The sequence below is a fragment of the Sphingomonas olei genome (genome assembly GCF_045369765.1).
Lineage (GTDB): Bacteria > Pseudomonadota > Alphaproteobacteria > Sphingomonadales > Sphingomonadaceae > Sphingomonas > Sphingomonas panaciterrae.
In genome coordinates this window covers 77,366-93,644 of the sequence record NZ_JBIQEU010000002.1, presented here as the reverse complement: position 1 = coordinate 93,644, position 16,279 = coordinate 77,366, and the positions used below count along the sequence as shown (strand labels likewise).

Here is a 16,279-nt window from a genome sequence, read left to right as displayed (position 1 = left end):
CTTGGATCAGCGTGGAGGCGCGCCACTATGCCACGGGCGCGGGACTGTCAACGACTGCGGCGTCACTTTTTTCGCTCGTCCGCACTCCGTTCTGCGGCTGGCGCACCAATGTACCATGTTCAAAGAGGAAGCCTGCGATGTCTGGCTTGCCCGCACCCTTGAGGATCGTCTGGATGATGATCAGCAGCGGTACGGCCAGCAGCGCGCCGACGGTGCCCCACACCCATCCCCAGAAGCTCAGCGAGACGAGGATCAGCACCGGGTTGATGGTCAGGCGATGGCCGACGACCAGCGGCGTGACGACGTTCGCCTCGATCAGGTGCAGGCCATACATGATCGCCGGCGCCGCCATCGCGGTGCCAACGTCGCGAAAGGTCATCAGGCCGCCAATGGCGACCAGCAGCGCCGCGATCACCGGTCCGAAATAAGGGATGTAGTTGAACAGCGCGACGATCCCGCCCCACATCAACGGGAAGGGCATGCCGAGCAGATGAAGCGCGCCTGCCGTGATGAGGCCCAACACGATGTTGATCGCGGTGATCGTGCCCAGATAGCTCGACACGTCGTCCACCACCTGCTGGATGACCCGCGCGGTCGCCATCGCGCCGCCAAAGCTTTCGCGATTGGTGATCAGCCGCTGGCGGATTCGCGTCCACCCCGACAGGAAAAAGAACGTCACCAGGACGGCATACAGCACCTGGATGATGACCGCGGGCGCCGAGGTCGCCGCCAGTTCCAGGATCGAGCTGGGCGGCGCCACCGCGGCCGTGGGCGATTGCCGCACATTGCTCGTCGCCAGCCGCTGCAGCGTCCGGTTCGCATAGCGCTCCAGGTTCGAATACAGGTCCAGCAGCGGCTCCAGATTCTTCTGGATGCGATCGATGCGCGTCGGCAGCAGCTGGAAGAAGTCGATCGCCGGCACCACGATCGCCGCCAGCGCGATGTTCGCCGCCACCAAAAACAGCAGGACGCAGAACAGCGCCGCAATCGGTGGTGGCACGCGCCGCGCCTCGATCCACTCCAGCAGCGGGATGAGCGCGACGGAGACGACCAGCGCCACCGCGGTCGGCATGAAGAACTCGGCCCCCGCCTTCAGCGCAAAGGGCAACCCCACCACCAGCCCGAAACCTGCGGTCAGCGTCAACGCCGCCAGCAAGCGATCGCGCCTGAGGGCGACGCGCGGGTCCTCCGGCGCCGGCGCCGCGGCCGGCACTGGCTGGTCCTGCACGATCGAGGGCGCCGGGAAACCGGAAACGGGATCAGCCATGACGATCGACTCTGGTAGGAAGCGAGACAATGCGCCGCGCTTGCCGGTGCCTCGCCATAACGGTCACCTGCGGCAATGACCATTGAGCACGATGGGGGTGAGCGCGTCGCCGCAAATTGTCCCGCGACACCCCACTAGTTCACCCAAGGGCCGTCCTCGAGGTAGAGATAATCCGGCTCGAACTCGCCCAGCCGCGCCAGCCGCGTCATGTCGAGTATCTGCACCCGCCCCCGCGCGACGACGGCCAAGCCCTCCTCGCGCAACCGTCGCACCACGCGATTGACGTGGACGCTGGTCAGCCCGACCGCCTCGCCCAGGTCCTGCTGCGTCAATGGAAGGTCGAAGCTCTGGTCCTGGACCCGTCCGACCGCGGCAAGGCGGCAATAGGCCTCGCAGATGAAGTGCGCGAGCCGCCCGGCGGCGTCGAGGCGCCCGATGCGGAAGATCCACTCACGATGCGCCGCGGCGTCCAGCATCGTGCTGAACCACAAGAGGAAGCCGAGATGCGGCCGCTCCGCCATGATCGCGTCGATCCGCTCGTGGGGAACCAGCGCGACGGTCGCCTCGGTGATCGTCGCCACGTCATGGTCGATGCAGCGTGTCGGGTAGCCGTGCAGATCGACGAAATCGCCCGGCACCTGATAGGACAGCAGCTGGCGATATCCGTCGCGCGCATCCATGAAGCGGCACATATGCCCCTCGATCAGGAGCGTGCTGTACCGCATGCGCTCCCCGCGCCGCGAAACCACCTTGCGCGCCGGATACCGCTCCACGCGCTCCACCGCACTTTCCAGGGCAGCGAGTTCGTCGGCGCTCAATTCGTTGCGGCGCCGGCCACGCAGAAAATCCTTGGTGTGCACTGCATACCCCTTTGTTGCGAGGTCGCAACGCTTCAGGCGGCGACACGATCCTCAAAGTAGCTTTTCAGGTCGCGCTTCAGAATTTTGCCATTGGCGTTTCGCGGCAGCATCTCGTCACAGAAATGGATCGCCACCGGCACCTTGAACGCCGCCAGCCGCTCGCGCACCCATTGCTGCAGCTCCGCCTCGCTCGCCTGCATGCCGGGGGCGAGGTGAACGACGGCCGCTGGCTCTTCGCCCAGCGTGCGGTGCGGGATGCCGATCAGCGCGCAATCGGTGACCGCCGGATGATCGTAAAGGACGTTCTCCACCTCGCTCGAATAAATGTTCTCGCCGCCGCGGATCACCATGTCCTTGGCGCGGTCGACGATGAAGCAGAACCCCTCCTGGTCCAGCCGCGCGAGGTCGCCGGTCCGGACCCAGCCATCGACGAAGGTCGCCGCCGTCGCTTCCGCCTTGTTCCAATAGCCCTTCACGATCATCGGCCCCCGCGCCCACAATTCGCCGACTTCCCCCGGCGGCAGTTCACGCCCGTCCGCATCGGTCACCTTCAGGTCGGCGACCGCCACGGCAGGCCCGCAGCTTTCGGGGCGCTGCAGATAATCCTCACCCGAATGGGTCGTCACCGTCGCGGTCGTTTCGGTCATGCCCCAGCCGTTGCCGGGCGCCGACTTCAGCTCGCCGGCGATCTTGCGCACCAGCTCGGGCGCGGACGGCGCGCCGCCATAGCCGATCGTCTCCAGGCTGGAGAGGTCGTAGCGATGCCGCTCGGGATGCTCGAGCAACTGCCAGGCGATCGTCGGGACGCCGCCGGTCGAATTCACCTTTTCGCGCTCGATGATCTCCATCGCGCGGATCGGCTCGAACTTGCGCATGTAAATGATCGTATGGCCGGCGGCCACCGCTCCCATCAGTCCGGATGACAGCGCCGTCGCGTGGAACAGCGGGATCACCGTCAACGCCACCTTGGGGGTCGGTTCTGGCAGCGGATCGCCGCGTCGCAGGACCGTGCGCGCCATCGCATAGCCGGTCGACAGGATGTTGGTCATGAAGTTGCGGTGCGTGCCCAGCGCGCCCTTGGGCTTCCCCGTCGTGCCGCTGGTGTAGAGGATCGTCGCCTCATCCTCGGGTACCAAGCCGGCATCGGGCAGATCACCCGCCGGCAGCGCCGCCCAGTCATGCGGCGTACCGACGATATCCTCCAGCCGCTCGGCCCCCTCCAGCGGCTGGGCCGCGCGGCTGACCAGGATGCGCGTCACGCCGGGATAATCTGCCCGCAGGTCGGCCACACGGTCCCAGCGTTCGTTGTCGGCGATCAGCACCTTGGCGCCCGAGTCCGTCAGGCCATAGACCAGCTCCTCGCCCGTCCACCACGCGTTGAGCGGCACCGCAATGGCACCTAATACCGTGGTCGCGAAGAATGCCACGATCCATTCAGGCAGGTTGCGCATTGCGATCGCCACCCGGTCGCCCTTGCGCACCCCACCCGCCGCCAGATCGGCGGCCAGCACCGCGATTGCGCGGTGCTGCGCATCATAGCTGACGCGCTCATCCTCGTAGATCGTCGCCAGCCGCTCGCCATGCCCGCGCGATACCGCCACCAGCGCGGCCATGTGGGGCGGCGCATTCTTCCAAACCCGCGTCGGAATACCGTGGATCGTGACCGTTTCCATCTCGAACTTCGCGCCCGGCGCGGTCAGCAACGCCTCTGCCTCTTTGATCGAGACGGCGGGCCAGGATGCGGCCAGAGGTTGCGTTGCCACGACAAATTTCTCCCATGGTAAAATTCGCTTCGGTATTGCGCGACGTTAGGATTGATTCCCGCCCTGCTCAAGCGATAGGGAGAGGAGAATTAGAAACAGGGGTATGGAGGGGCCATGAAGATCGCGTCACCCGAGAAGCACGGCTTCGACAGCCAGCGGCTGGGCATGATCGATACCTTCCTGAAGGAACGGTACCTCGATTCGGGTGAGTTCCCGAACACCCAACTGCTCGTGTCGCGCGATGGCGAAATCGTGCATTTCTCGTCGCAGGGGGCGGCGCGAGAGGGTGGCGCGAAGCAGATCGACGACGGCAGCCTGTTCCGTATCGCCTCGATGACGAAACCGATCACCTCGGTCGCGTTCATGATGCTGGTGGAGGAATGCAAGGTCGCACTGGACACGCCGGTCCATCACGTCCTGCCCGAATTCAAGAAGCTGGGCGTCTATGCCGGTGGTGGCGCCGGTGTCCCCTTCATGACCCGCCCGACCGAAGAACCGATGCGGATGGTCGATCTGCTCCGGCACACCTCGGGTCTCACCTACGGCTTCCAGAACCGCTCCAACATCGATGCCGCGCATCGCGAGCTGAAGCTGGAGAACTGGCACGGCAATTACGATCTCGACGGCTTTGTTGCTGAGCTCGGCAAGCTGCCGCTGGAATTCTCGCCCGGCACCAGCTGGAACTATTCCGTCTCCACCGACGTGCTCGGCGCGGTGGTGCAGCGCGTGTCGGGCATGTCGCTGCCGCAATTCTTCGAACAGCGCATCTTCAAGCCGCTGGGCATGAACGACACCGGCTTCACCGTTCCTTCGGAAAAGCTCGATCGTCTGGTCGATTGCTATACCTTGGTGCCCGGCAAGGGCCGCGTGATGTTCGACCGCGCCGAGGAAAGCATGTGGTCGACGCCGTTCACGCTCGTGTCGGGCGGCGGCGGGCTCGTCTCCACCGCGCTTGATTACCAGCGTTTCTGCCAGATGTGCCTCAACGGCGGTACGCTCGACGGGGTGCGCATCCTGGGTCGCAAGACGATCGACCTGATGACGCAGAACCATCTGCCCAATGGCGCGGACCTGTCGTCCATGTCGCGCTCGCTGTTCAGCGAGACGCAGAATGCCGGCACCGGCTTTGGCCTCGGCTTCGCAGTCACGATCGACACCGCGCGCTCGATGATGCCGGGCAGCGTCGGCGAATATTATTGGGGTGGCATGTTCTCCACCGCCTTCTTCATCGATCCGGTCGAGCGGCTGACCATGGTCTTCATGACCCAGCTGTCGCCCAGCATGATCTATCCCATCCGGCGCGAGCTCAAGACGATGATCTACTCGGCGCTCAAGTAACGAACCCTTCCGGCCGGTCCGCCGGCCGCACAACCATCCTGTTTTGGAGACCAACGCACAATGACATCCCCCGTCCGCTTCGAACGCCACGACGACGTTCTTGTCATCATCTCCGATTCACCGCCGGTGAACGCGCTCGGCGCGGCCGTGCGCGACGGGCTGAAGGAGGGTGTCAGCCAGGGGATCAACGATCCCGCGATCAAGGCGATGGTGATCCGCTGCGACGGCAAGACCTTCTTCGCCGGCGCCGACATCACCGAATTCGGCAAGCCGCCCAAGGGCGCGTCGCTCCACGAAGTCATCGACATGATGGATTCGAGCGAGAAGCCGATCGTCGCCGCGATCCACGGCACGGCGCTTGGCGGCGGCTGCGAAGTCGCGCTCGCCTGCCACTATCGCGTTGCCGTCCCCTCGGCGGTGATGGGCCTTCCTGAGGTGAAGCTCGGGCTGCTCCCCGGCGCGGGCGGCACGCAGCGCCTGCCGCGCATCGTCGGCGTGAAGGCCGCGCTTGAGATGGTCGCGATCGGCGATCCGATCCCGGCCAAGAAGGCTGCCGAGGTCGGCCTGGTCGACCGCGTCGTCGGTGAGGACTCGCTGGAAGCGGACGCGATCGCCTTCGCCCGCGAGATCGCCGACAAGAAACCGATCCCGCGCGTCCGCGACAAGACGGTCGCCCCCGATCCCGAAGCGGTCGAGGAATTCAAGAAGAAGCACGGCCGCCGCATGCGCGGCTTCGATGCGCCGGCCGCCAACATCGCCTGCGTCGTCGCCGCCAGCGAGCTTCCCTTCGATGAGGGCATGAAGTTCGAGCGCGAACAGTTCATGAAGCTGATGACCGGCACCCAGTCCGCCGCCCAGCGCCACCTGTTCTTCGCCGAGCGTCAGGCCGCCAAGATCGACGACGTCGATCCCAAGACCCCGCTTCGCCCGATCAACAAGGTCGGCGTGATTGGCGCCGGCACGATGGGCGGCGGCATTTCGATGAATTTCCTGTCGGCGGGCATCCCGGTCACCATCGTCGAGATGCAGCAGGAAGCGCTCGACCGCGGCACCGGCGTGATGCGCAAGAATTACGAGGCGTCGGCTGCCAAGGGCCGGATCAAGCCCGATGCGCCCGAAAAGGCGATGGGGCTCCTCACCCCGACGCTGAAGCTCGAGGATCTCGCCGACTGCGATCTCATCATCGAGGCGGTGTATGAGAATATGGACGTCAAGAAGGAGCTGTTCACCAAGCTCGACGCCATCGCCAAGCCGGGCGCGATCCTCGCCACCAACACCAGCTACCTCAACGTCGACGAGATCGCCGCGGTGACGAAGCGTCCGGAAGACGTCGTCGGCATGCACTTCTTCTCGCCGGCCAACGTCATGCGCCTGCTCGAAGTGGTGCGCGGCGAAAAGACGGCGAAGGACGTGCTCGCCACCGTCATGGCGCTGGCCAAGAAAATCAAGAAGGTCGCCGTCGTCGCCGGCGTCTGCCACGGCTTCATCGGCAACCGCATGCTCAGCCCGCGTCAGATCGAGGCGAACAAGCTCCTCATGGAAGGCGCGACGCCGCAGCAGATCGACAAGGTCCATGTCGAATTCGGCATGCCGATGGGCCCGTTCCAGATGGCCGATCTCGCCGGCGTCGACATCGGCTGGCATCGCGATCCGAGCCGGATCGAAAGCATCCGCGACGCGCTCGCCGCCGAGGGTCGCTGGGGCCAGAAGAAGGGCGCCGGCTATTACGATTACGACGAGAAGCGTAACGCTACGCCCAGCCCGCGCGCGCTCGAGATCATCGAGGAGTTCCGCGCCAAGTCGAACCTGCCCAAGCGCGAGATCACCGATCAGGAGATCGTCGAGCGCACGCTCTACACGATGGTCAACGAAGGCGCGCTGATCCTCGAAGAGGGCAAGGCGCAGCGCGCGAGCGACGTGGATGTGGTCTGGATCATGGGCTATGGCTGGCCGGTCTATCGCGGCGGCCCGATGTTCTGGGCGCAGAATGAAGTCGGCCTGAAGAAGATCGTCGAAGGCCTTGAAAAGCATGGCTTCAAGGTCGCCGAGAGCCTCAAGACCGCAGCCGAGACGGGCGCTGCGCTGAAGTGACCGAAACGTGCCCCGCCCTGCCCGTCGCGCCGTGGTGCCGCCGCTCCCCTTCCGGGGCCGGCGTTGCCACGCGCGGCGGGCAGGCGGGCACAGGAGCACGGGCCGATGACTGAACGCACCGCTTTGCAAACCGCCGCCGCGGTCCGCTCTCGCGCCACCACCGCGCTGGCGGAAACCGAGGCGGCGATCGCCCGGATCGAGGAGCGCGACGGCCCGCTCAACGCCGTCGTGGTGCGTGATTTCGATCGCGCCCGCGCCGCGGCGGCCGAGCTCGACGCGCGCATCGCGCAAGGGTTCGACGGCCCGCTCCTCGGCGTGCCGATGACGATCAAGGAAAGCTATGACGTCGCCGGCCTGCCGACGACCTTCGGCTTTGCCGAGCATCGCGATTTCACTGCGGCGGAAGACGCCATCACCGTCCGCCGGCTGAAGGCGGCGGGCGCGATCATCCTGGGCAAGACCAACGTTCCCCCCGCCCTGTCGGATCTACAGTCCGACAATCCCGTCTATGGCCGCACCAACAATGCGGTGAACCCTGATCGGGTCGCGGGCGGCTCGTCCGGCGGGTCGGCCGTCGCGCTCGCCGCCGGCATGGTCCCGCTCGAATTCGGCTCCGACATCGGCGGCTCGATCCGCGTGCCCGCCGCCTTCAACGGCGTCTGGGGGCACAAGACCACCTGGGGTGTCATCCCCACGGAGGGCCACTACATGCCCGGCACCGACGGGGCGCGCACCGTCCTGTCGGTGCTCGGTCCGATGGCGCGCGATGCCGACGATCTCGAAACCGCGCTCGACATCGTCGCCGATCACCCGCTCGCCCCTGCCCGCCGCCACGGTGACAAATGGCGCTTCCTGCTCCTCACCAGCCACCCGATGGCAAAGGTGCAGCAATCGATCATCGCCGCACTCGAACGGGTCGCAAACGCGCTGCGGGAAACCGGCGCCACCGTCGACACCAGCAGCGATCTCCTCCCCGATCTCGAACGCCAGCACGCCGGCTATTGGCAGATGCTCAACATCGCCATGTCGCGCCGCGCCCCGCGTCCCGAGGGGCAGGCCGCGCCCGAGCTCGAACCCTGGCTCCACCTCCATGACGAGCAGGCCCGCAACCAGCGCCAGTGGCGCCGTCTGTTCGAACGCTACGATGCGGTGATCGCGCCCACGGTGGGCATGACGGCCTTCCCGCACGATCCGACACCGCTCGCCACCCGCCGCCTCTCGATCGACGGCGAGGACACGCAATTCTTCCACCAGTTCGTCTTCCCCGGCCTCGCCACCTTCCCGATGCTGCCCGCCACCAGCGTGCCGATCGGCAAGGATGCGGACGGGCTGCCGATCGGCGTCCAGGTGATCGCGGACCTCTACGCCGACCGTACCGCCATCGCCGCGGCGCGCGACATCCACGATGCGGCGGGGGCCGCATAATGACCGTCGGCCGCATCCTCTTCACCAAGTTCGTCGTGCAGGATCTGCCGCGCGCGCTCGCCTTCTACGCGCAAGCGTTCGGCTTCACGGAGCGCAATCGCATCGCGCTTCCGGGGATGGAAGAGGTGCTGATCGGCCTCCCGGACGATCCCTTCACCCTCGTCCTCTATCATCACACCGACGGCCGCGCGCTGGTGCGCGGGGACAATCACGGGCCGCTCGGCCTGTCGACCCGCGACATCCAGGCCGCCTGGGATCGCGCGATCGCCGCCGGTGCCACTGCCGTTCGCCCGCCGGAGGATCTCCCCGGCATGCGCATCGCCTTCCTCGATGATCCGGAAGGCCACACCATCGAACTCATCCAATATCTGCGCGAGAAGACCCGCGAAGGAGCAAGCGAATGACCGATCTTGATCAGTTCCGCGCCGAGACGCGCGCGTGGCTCGAGGCGAATTGCCCGCCCGAGATGCGCGAGCCGATCCGCAGCGAGAAAGACAGCGTCTGGGGTGGCCGCGACCAGAGCGCCATGACCCCGGCGCAGAAGCAGTGGATGGACGCCATGGGCGCCAAGGGCTGGACCGTGCCCGATTGGCCCAAGGAATATGGCGGCGGCGGCCTCTCGGCGGCCGAAACCAAGATCCTGCGCGAGGAAATGGCCCGCATCCGTGCGCGCAACCCGCTGTCCTCCTTCGGCATTTCGATGCTCGGGCCGGCGCTGCTGAAATACGGCACCGAGGAGCAGAAGAAGGAGCATCTGCCCAAGATCGCGCGCGGCGAGATCCGCTGGTGCCAGGGCTATTCGGAGCCGAACGCCGGGTCCGACCTCGCCAGCCTCGCCACCTCGGCGGAGGACAAGGGCGATCACTTCCTCATCAACGGCCAGAAGATCTGGACCAGCTACGCGAATTACGCGGACTGGATCTTCTGCCTCGTGCGCACCGACAAGACGAACAAGCACAAGGGCATCAGCTTCGTCCTGTTCGACATGCAGACGCCGGGCGTCTCGACCAAGCCGATCCTCTTGATCAGCGGCTATTCGCCCTTCTGCGAAACCTTCTTCGACAATGTGAAGGTGCCGAAGGAGAACCTCGTCGGAGAGCTCAACAAGGGCTGGGACGTCGCGAAATACCTGCTCGGCCATGAGCGTGAGATGATCTCGAACATGGGCCTCGGCGGCGGTGGCAGGAACCCGCTGATCGAGGGCGCGATCGCCACCATCGGCCTCGATCATGACGGTCGCCTCGCTGATCCGCTGCTGCGCGCCAAGATCGCCGAGTTCGAGGTCCGCTCCAAGGCGTTCGCCGCCCAGTCCGAACGCTTCATTGACGAGCTAAAGGCCGGTCGCGCGCACCCCGCCCAGCCGTCGATGATGAAATATTACGGCACGGAGCTCAACAAGGCGCGCCACGAACTGCTGATGGCCTCGGGCGGCTCGGACAATCTGGAATGGGAAAGCGAGCGGTCGCGCGGCGGTGCGCCGGCACGCGACTGGCTGCGCACCAAGGCGAACTCGATCGAGGGCGGCACCAGCGAGGTGCAGCTCAACATCATCTCGAAGCGCATCCTGGAGCTGCCGGGCGCGTGATCGGGTCGCCCTTCCCCTCGCGGGAAGGGCGCGCTCGCCAGACCATCTACGGGAAGCGGGTGGCGCGGCCACGGGCCTGCCGCCGCTTCCCACCTCCTCCGGCGCTCATGCGCGCCGGGGCGTAAAAGGGACGAACGATGCCTCTTTTCCTGAACGAAGATCAGACCATGCTGCGCGACACCGCGCGCGATTTCGTGGCCGATTCCGCCCCCGTCAGCCACATGCGCAAGCTGCGCGACGACAATGACCAGACCGGCTTCTCGCGCGACTTGTGGAAGCAGTTCGCCGACATGGGCTTCACCGGCATCCTCATCGACGAGGCACAGGGCGGCCTTGGCCTCGGCCATGTCGAGGCGGGCGTCGTGCTCGAAGAAATCGGTCGCAACCTGTCGCCCTCGCCCTTCCTTCAGACCGCCGTCGCCGCGGTCGAGGCGATGAAGGGCACGCCGCACGCCGATCGCTGGTTCCCCGGCATCCTCGCCGGTGAGACCGTTGCCGCACTCGCGATCGACGAAGGCGCCAAGCACCGCTCCTCGGTTGCCATGAAGGCGGAGCGCGCCGGCAACGGCTTCAAGCTCACCGGCGCCAAGCAGTTCGTCCACCACGGCCATGTTGCTGACGTGGTGATCGTCGCCGCGCGCACCGCCGGCTCGGCCGATGATCAGGACGGCGTCACGCTGTTCGCCGTGCCCAAGGATGCCGCCGGCATGACCGCCAAGGCCGAGCGTCTGACCGACGCCAGCCTCGCCGCGCGGATCGAGTTCGACGGTGTCGAGGTCGATGCCGACGCCGTGATCGGCGAGGTTGACGCCGGCCGCACGCCGCTCGATCGCCTGCTGCGCGCGGGCCGTGCGGCTGCCGCTGCCGAAATGCTCGGTGTCGGCGCTGGCGCGATGGACATGACGGTGAACTACCTCAAGGAGCGCAAGCAGTTCGGCGTGCTGATCGGCAGCTTCCAGGCGCTGCAGCACCGCGCATCGCATCTCTACAGCGAGATGGAAGTGGCCCGCGCCGCCGTGCTGAAGGCACAGCAGCTGCTCGACGCCGGTGATGAGAAGGCGGACGCTGCCGTCTCGGTCGCCAAGGCGATGACCGGCCTCGCCACGATGCTCAGCGTGCAGGAGGGCATTCAGATGCACGGCGGCATCGGCATGACCGATGAATATGACATCGGCTTCTACATGAAGCGCCAGCGCGTCCTGGCCGAACTGTTCGGCGACGCGAACTTCCACGCCGATCGCCTCGCGCGCGCGGCCGGCTATTGACGCTTTTCCCCTCCTTCCAGCAGGAGGGAGGGGAACGACATCCGGGGGGCAAGGCAATCGGCGACGCATGGTGGCACTTCCACGTGGCGCGACCGTCCTTGGCCCTGTCGTTTCAGGCCCAGGGATTGGAATAGATGAGCGACACCTCCGACAGCACGCCTCCCCCTACCGATACCCGGCCCACTCCTACGCCTGAATCGCTCGCCGCCGATCTCGTCGACCTGCTCGACGTCGAGGAGATCGATACCGATCTCTACCGTGGCCGCCGGTCCAAGGGCGGCGTGGGCCGCGTCTTCGGTGGTCAGGTAATCGCGCAGGCGCTCCAGGCCGCGCAGCGCTCGACCGATGCGCCCAAGATCGCCCATTCGCTCCACGCCTATTTCATGCGGCCGGGCGACGAAAATTTCCCTATCGTCTACCGCGTCGTGCGCGACTTCGAAGGGCGCAGCTTCGCCACCCGCCGCGTCATCGCGATGCAGCGCGGCGCTCCGATCCTCAACCTTGCCTGCTCGCTGCAGGTGCCGGAGGAAGGCTTCCATCATCAGGATGCGATGCCCGACGTGCCGCCGCCGGAATCGTTGCCGACTGAGGCGGAGCTTCGCGCCCGCGACGCCGTGCACCTCCCCGAAAAGCAGCGGCGCATGGTCACCCGCCCGCGCCCGATCGAGATGCGGCCGGTGTTTCCGCGCAAATGGTTCAATCCCACCCCCAGCGAACCGATCCAGCACAGCTGGTTCCGGGTCATCGCGCCAATCGGGGATGATCCCGCGATGCACCGAGCGGTGCTGTCCTATGCGTCGGATATGGCGCTGCTCGGCACCTGCATGCTGCCGCACGGCGTCAACTGGACGACCCCCGGGTTCCAGAGCGCCAGTCTCGATCACTCGATCTGGCTGCACGAGGATTTTCGCGCCGACGAATGGCTGCTCTACGCCACCGACAGCCCCTGGGCTGGCCACGCGCGCGGCATGAACCGCGGGCAGGTCTTCACCCAGGATGGCCGCCTCGTCGCAACGGTGGCGCAGGAAGGGCTGATCCGCCAGCGCACGCCCCGCGCCGAATAGCGGCTGATGGCCGCTTCCTGCTTCTGCTCCCGCCCGCATGCTGGTTGAGGGGCACACCCTCCTGTCCTCCAGGATCCATCCATGACCATCGATCGCCGCGATTTTCTCACCGGCACCGCCGCGCTTGCCGCGAGCACCGCCCTCACCCCGCCGGCGCTGGCGCAGGCCCCAGTGGCGGACGCTGACGCGGCTGCCCTCGCGCTGCTCGATCAGCAGGCCGACGCACTTCTCACCGCCTATCCCGACGGCGCGGCGTATCTCGGGCTCGACCAGGGCAAGCGGCTGGCGCTGAAGACCAGGCTCATTGATCGCAGCGCCGATGCGGAAGCCGCGCGCCGCAGCGCCGCTGCACAGCGGCTCGCCCGCCTACAGCGGATCGATCGCACCGCCCTTACGCCGGCCGTCGCAACCCATGTCGAAACCGTGATCGCGGCGCATGAGATCGCGCTCGACGGCTGGCAGCGGATGCCAGTCGGCGACATGGCCTTTCTGTCGAACAACAACTATCGTTCGACTCCCTATGTGGTGACTCAGGGCAATGGCGCGTTCGTCGACACGCCGGATTTGCTCGAGAACAAGCATCAGGTCGCAAGTCGCGCGGATGCCGAGGCATACCTTGCGCGGCTGGAGGCCTATGCCGGTCAGCTCGAGGCCGAAACGCGCCGGATACAGGCCGATGCGGGCCAGAACGTTCTGCTGCCGGCCCCCTTCAACGACATTACGGCCGCGCAATTGCGCGCCGGCGCCGCGCAGCCTGCGGCCGAACAGGGGATGATCCGCACCTTCGCCGACAAGGTCGCCAAGGCGGGCCTGACCGGCGACTGGACCACCCGCGCCACCGCCATCGTCGACCGCCGGATCGCGCCCGCCCTCGTACAGCAGGCCGACACGCTGGCCTCGTTCCGCTCGCGCGCACCGGAGGATGGCGGCATGTGGCGGATGCCCGACGCGGAGAATCGCTACGCATGGCTCGCCGAGGCCGCCACTACGACGAAGCGCACGCCGGACGAGATCCATGCATCCGGCCTCGAGCAGTGCCGCGCCTACGCTGCCGAGCTGGACCCGTTGCTCCGCGCACAGGGGCTAACTCAGGGCACGCCCGGGGAGCGGCTCGCCGCGCTCGGCAAGCGCCCGGACCTCCTGTTCGCGAACAACGACGCGGGCCGTGCCGAGCTTCTCGCCTATCTCAACACTGTGGTCGACCGCCTCCGCCCGGGTCTGCCGCAGGCCTTCGGCAAGCTCGTCCGCGGCAATCTGGTCATCAAGCGGGTGCCCCCGGCGATCGAGAATGGCGCGCCCAACGGCTACGCCGGCCCCGGCGCGCTGGATGGCTCGACGCCCGGCATCTACTACATCAACCTGCGCGATACCGCGAACTGGCCGCGCTTCGAACTTGCTACGCTCACATTCCACGAAGGCATCCCGGGGCACATCTGGCAGGGCGAATATACCTTTGACCTGCCGCTGATCCGAACGCTGCTCGCCTTCAACGCCTATTCCGAAGGCTGGGGCCTGTATGCGGAGCAGATCGGGGCGGAGCTTGGCTATTATGACGACGATCCCCTCGGTCGGATCGGCTATCTGCAGTCGATGAACTTCCGTGCCGCGCGCCTGGTGGTGGACACCGGCCTGCATCACAAGCGCTGGTCGGTCGATCAGGCCGTACGCTGGCTGATGGCGGCGACCGGCTATACCGAGAGCCGGGCACATTCAGAGATCAACCGTTATTGCGTGTGGCCGGGTCAGGCGCTGGGCTACAAGACCGGCCACAATGAAATCAACCGCCTGCGCGACGCCGCCAGGCAGAAGCTCGGCTCGCGCTTCGACGTACGTGGCTTCAACGATGCGGTGGTTCAGGCCGGCGGAATGCCGCTCGGCGTACTCGGCAAGGTGGTCGACCGCTGGTGTGAGACCGTACCGGCCTGATCGATCAGCGGTTTCCCGATATACAGCGTCTCCGGAAACGTGGTTCAACCGCTTCGGAGGCGCTGGAAAGTGCCCGTTCAGGCGCTGGTGCGCCCATATTCCTGCTTGGTCACCGGATGGCTGGACGACAGCCCGCCATCCACCGCCACCGCCTGTCCATTGACATAGCTTGCATCATCCGAGGCAAGGAACAGCGCCACCTTGGCCAGTTCCTCCGGCTGCGCGCCGCGCCGCAGCGGATTGAGGCGGCCCACGCGATCGATCTTGCCTGCCTCACGCGCATAATCGAACACCGATTGCGTCATGCCGGTCTCGGTCAGCCCGGGGCAGATCGCGTTGACGCGAACGTTGGATCCCGACAGCTGCTGTGCCGAAACCTGCGCGAGGTTGATGACGCCGGCCTTGGACGCGGAATATGCCGGCGACCCCGCGCCCGAGCGAATACCGGCCACGCTCGCCGTCAGGATAATCGCACCGCCTCCCCGCTCGGCAATGCGGGGGGCGCCATGCTTGATCGCCAGGAACGGTCCGATCAGGTTGACGCGCAGCACCTCGCTAAACAGGCTGACGTCGGTATTGAAGATGTTCGCCATCCCGCCTGAGATGCCGGCATTGGCGAACATGATATCGAGCCCGCCGAAGCTGTCGCAGGCGAGCGCGATGGTGCGCAGCACATCCTCTTCGTTACCCGCATCCATCTCGATCGCCTGGGCCGTACCACCGGCTTCCCGGATTGCGGCAGCCGTCGCCTCAGCCCCCACCTTGTCCGCAACGACGACCCGGCCGCCCTCTGCCGCAAACAGCGTCGCCGCCGCGCGGCCGATGCCGGAACCTGCGCCCGTGACAATGATCGACTTGCCCGTGAACCTCACTTCAACCTCCGCTCAATACGCTGCTCGCGCGATCCTCAGATCGTCACGCCGCCGTCGATGACCATCGTCTGCCCCGTCATGAAGCCGCTGGCCTTGGACGCGAGGTACACAACCGCACCAGCAATCTCCTCGGGCTCCCCGATCCGGCGCAGCGGCGTGGTCCGGTTCCGTTCGGCGACCGCGGCTTCGTCTTCCCACAGCGCCTTGGCGAAGTCGGTCTTGATCAATCCCGGCGCGATGCAATTCACCCGGATGCCGTGCTTGCCATATTCATGGGCAAGGTTGCGGGCGAGCTGCATGTCCGCTGCCTTGGAGATGCAGTACGCGCCAATGACGGTCGACCCGCGTAGGCCCCCGATCGACGAAACGATCACGATCGAACCTTCTCCCCGCTCCTTCATCTCAGGCGCCACCATCGTGATCAGCCAGTGGTTGGAGAGGATGTTGTTGTCGAGGATCTTGCGGAACTGCTCGTCCGCGATCCCTTCCTGCGGACCGTAATAGGGATTGGAGGCTGCGTTGCAGACCAGGCAATCGATGCGGCCAAATGCGCGGCGACTCTCATCGACGAGGGTCTGCAGCGCCGCCTTGTCCGAGATGTTGGCGGCCACTGCGATCGCTGTGCCTTCACCGAAGCGGGCGTTGATCTCGTCCGCGACGGCTTGCGACGCATCCTGCTTGCGGCTGGAGATCACGACCTTCGCGCCCTGCTCAGCGCAGGCGATCGCGCTGGCCTTGCCGATGCCGCGCGACGACCCGGTAATCACGACGACCTTGCCGGTCAGATCGAACAAACTCATAGCTACTTCTCTTCTTGTAGAAG

13 protein-coding genes are annotated in these 16,279 nt (G+C 66.2%); 8 read left to right on the top strand and 5 right to left on the bottom strand.

Annotated elements, in window-relative coordinates; genetic code table 11:
- Positions 1-25: 25 nt before the first annotated feature.
- The 3 genes from ACH0BU_RS02970 to ACH0BU_RS02960 all read right to left on the bottom strand — a co-directional run bounded on the left by ACH0BU_RS02970 (position 26) and on the right by ACH0BU_RS02960 (position 3,890).
- Positions 26-1,267: an AI-2E family transporter gene (locus ACH0BU_RS02970; RefSeq protein ID WP_500263722.1), complete on the bottom strand. Its 1,242-nt coding sequence runs from the start codon at positions 1,265-1,267 to the stop codon at positions 26-28.
- Positions 1,268-1,401: 134 nt separating this feature from the next.
- Positions 1,402-2,127 carry a Crp/Fnr family transcriptional regulator gene (locus ACH0BU_RS02965; protein ID WP_046410329.1) on the bottom strand — a complete coding sequence of 242 codons (726 nt, stop codon included), beginning with the start codon at positions 2,125-2,127 and terminating at the stop codon, positions 1,402-1,404.
- A 32-nt stretch (positions 2,128-2,159) separates the two neighbouring features.
- The gene (locus ACH0BU_RS02960) at positions 2,160-3,890 is read right to left on the bottom strand and encodes a class I adenylate-forming enzyme family protein (protein WP_500263721.1); all 1,731 of its coding nucleotides are present in this window, start codon (positions 3,888-3,890) and stop codon (positions 2,160-2,162) included.
- A 114-nt stretch (positions 3,891-4,004) separates the two neighbouring features.
- On the opposite strand from ACH0BU_RS02960, the gene ACH0BU_RS02955 reads away from it, so the two are divergent.
- The 8 genes from ACH0BU_RS02955 to ACH0BU_RS02920 all read left to right on the top strand — a co-directional run bounded on the left by ACH0BU_RS02955 (position 4,005) and on the right by ACH0BU_RS02920 (position 14,584).
- Positions 4,005-5,228 (top strand): serine hydrolase domain-containing protein, encoded by a 1,224-nt coding sequence (locus ACH0BU_RS02955; RefSeq protein ID WP_500263720.1) that lies wholly within the window; start codon positions 4,005-4,007, stop codon positions 5,226-5,228.
- A 60-nt stretch (positions 5,229-5,288) separates the two neighbouring features.
- On the top strand, positions 5,289-7,319 hold the full coding sequence (locus ACH0BU_RS02950) for a 3-hydroxyacyl-CoA dehydrogenase NAD-binding domain-containing protein (RefSeq protein ID WP_301090275.1): 2,031 nt from the start codon (positions 5,289-5,291) through the stop codon (positions 7,317-7,319).
- A gap of 105 nt (positions 7,320-7,424) precedes the next feature.
- Positions 7,425-8,744 carry an amidase family protein gene (locus ACH0BU_RS02945; protein WP_145118885.1) on the top strand — a complete coding sequence of 440 codons (1,320 nt, stop codon included), beginning with the start codon at positions 7,425-7,427 and terminating at the stop codon, positions 8,742-8,744.
- Entirely contained in the window at positions 8,744-9,148 is a 405-nt protein-coding gene (locus tag ACH0BU_RS02940; RefSeq protein WP_052742579.1) for a VOC family protein, read from the top strand. The genes ACH0BU_RS02945 and ACH0BU_RS02940 overlap by 1 nt, the downstream gene beginning before the upstream one ends.
- A complete protein-coding gene (locus tag ACH0BU_RS02935) occupies positions 9,145-10,329 on the top strand; it encodes an acyl-CoA dehydrogenase family protein (protein WP_046410324.1) in 1,185 nt (394 codons plus the stop codon). The genes ACH0BU_RS02940 and ACH0BU_RS02935 overlap by 4 nt, the downstream gene beginning before the upstream one ends.
- Before the next feature lie 137 nt (positions 10,330-10,466).
- The gene (locus ACH0BU_RS02930; protein WP_046410323.1) at positions 10,467-11,594 is read left to right on the top strand and encodes an acyl-CoA dehydrogenase family protein; all 1,128 of its coding nucleotides are present in this window, start codon (positions 10,467-10,469) and stop codon (positions 11,592-11,594) included.
- 134 nt (positions 11,595-11,728) lie between these two features.
- Positions 11,729-12,658 carry an acyl-CoA thioesterase gene (locus ACH0BU_RS02925; protein ID WP_046410322.1) on the top strand — a complete coding sequence of 310 codons (930 nt, stop codon included), beginning with the start codon at positions 11,729-11,731 and terminating at the stop codon, positions 12,656-12,658.
- An 81-nt stretch (positions 12,659-12,739) separates the two neighbouring features.
- Entirely contained in the window at positions 12,740-14,584 is a 1,845-nt protein-coding gene (locus ACH0BU_RS02920) for a DUF885 domain-containing protein (RefSeq protein WP_500263719.1), read from the top strand.
- Between the two features lie 77 nt (positions 14,585-14,661).
- Here ACH0BU_RS02920 and ACH0BU_RS02915 read toward each other — a convergent pair whose 3' ends face one another.
- Positions 14,662-15,456, bottom strand: coding sequence for an SDR family NAD(P)-dependent oxidoreductase (locus tag ACH0BU_RS02915; RefSeq protein WP_334654529.1), 795 nt, complete (start codon positions 15,454-15,456; stop codon positions 14,662-14,664).
- Between the two features lie 35 nt (positions 15,457-15,491).
- Positions 15,492-16,256, bottom strand: coding sequence for an SDR family NAD(P)-dependent oxidoreductase (locus ACH0BU_RS02910; protein ID WP_125944541.1), 765 nt, complete (start codon positions 16,254-16,256; stop codon positions 15,492-15,494).
- Between the last annotated feature and the right edge of the window lie 23 nt (positions 16,257-16,279).

What these genes read in the sequence shown, in the direction of transcription:
- ACH0BU_RS02945 (WP_145118885.1), top strand. Translation starts at nt 7,425, where the DNA reads ATGACTGAACGCACCGCTTTGCAAACCGCCGCCGCGGTCCGCTCTCGC.
- ACH0BU_RS02925 (WP_046410322.1), top strand. Translation starts at nt 11,729, where the DNA reads ATGAGCGACACCTCCGACAGCACGCCTCCCCCTACCGATACCCGGCCC.
- ACH0BU_RS02955 (WP_500263720.1), top strand. Translation starts at nt 4,005, where the DNA reads ATGAAGATCGCGTCACCCGAGAAGCACGGCTTCGACAGCCAGCGGCTG.
- ACH0BU_RS02970 (WP_500263722.1), bottom strand. Translation starts at nt 1,267, where the DNA reads ATGGCTGATCCCGTTTCCGGTTTCCCGGCGCCCTCGATCGTGCAGGAC.
- ACH0BU_RS02930 (WP_046410323.1), top strand. Translation starts at nt 10,467, where the DNA reads ATGCCTCTTTTCCTGAACGAAGATCAGACCATGCTGCGCGACACCGCG.
- ACH0BU_RS02935 (WP_046410324.1), top strand. Translation starts at nt 9,145, where the DNA reads ATGACCGATCTTGATCAGTTCCGCGCCGAGACGCGCGCGTGGCTCGAG.
- ACH0BU_RS02920 (WP_500263719.1), top strand. Translation starts at nt 12,740, where the DNA reads ATGACCATCGATCGCCGCGATTTTCTCACCGGCACCGCCGCGCTTGCC.
- ACH0BU_RS02910 (WP_125944541.1), bottom strand. Translation starts at nt 16,256, where the DNA reads ATGAGTTTGTTCGATCTGACCGGCAAGGTCGTCGTGATTACCGGGTCG.
- ACH0BU_RS02950 (WP_301090275.1), top strand. Translation starts at nt 5,289, where the DNA reads ATGACATCCCCCGTCCGCTTCGAACGCCACGACGACGTTCTTGTCATC.
- ACH0BU_RS02940 (WP_052742579.1), top strand. Translation starts at nt 8,744, where the DNA reads ATGACCGTCGGCCGCATCCTCTTCACCAAGTTCGTCGTGCAGGATCTG.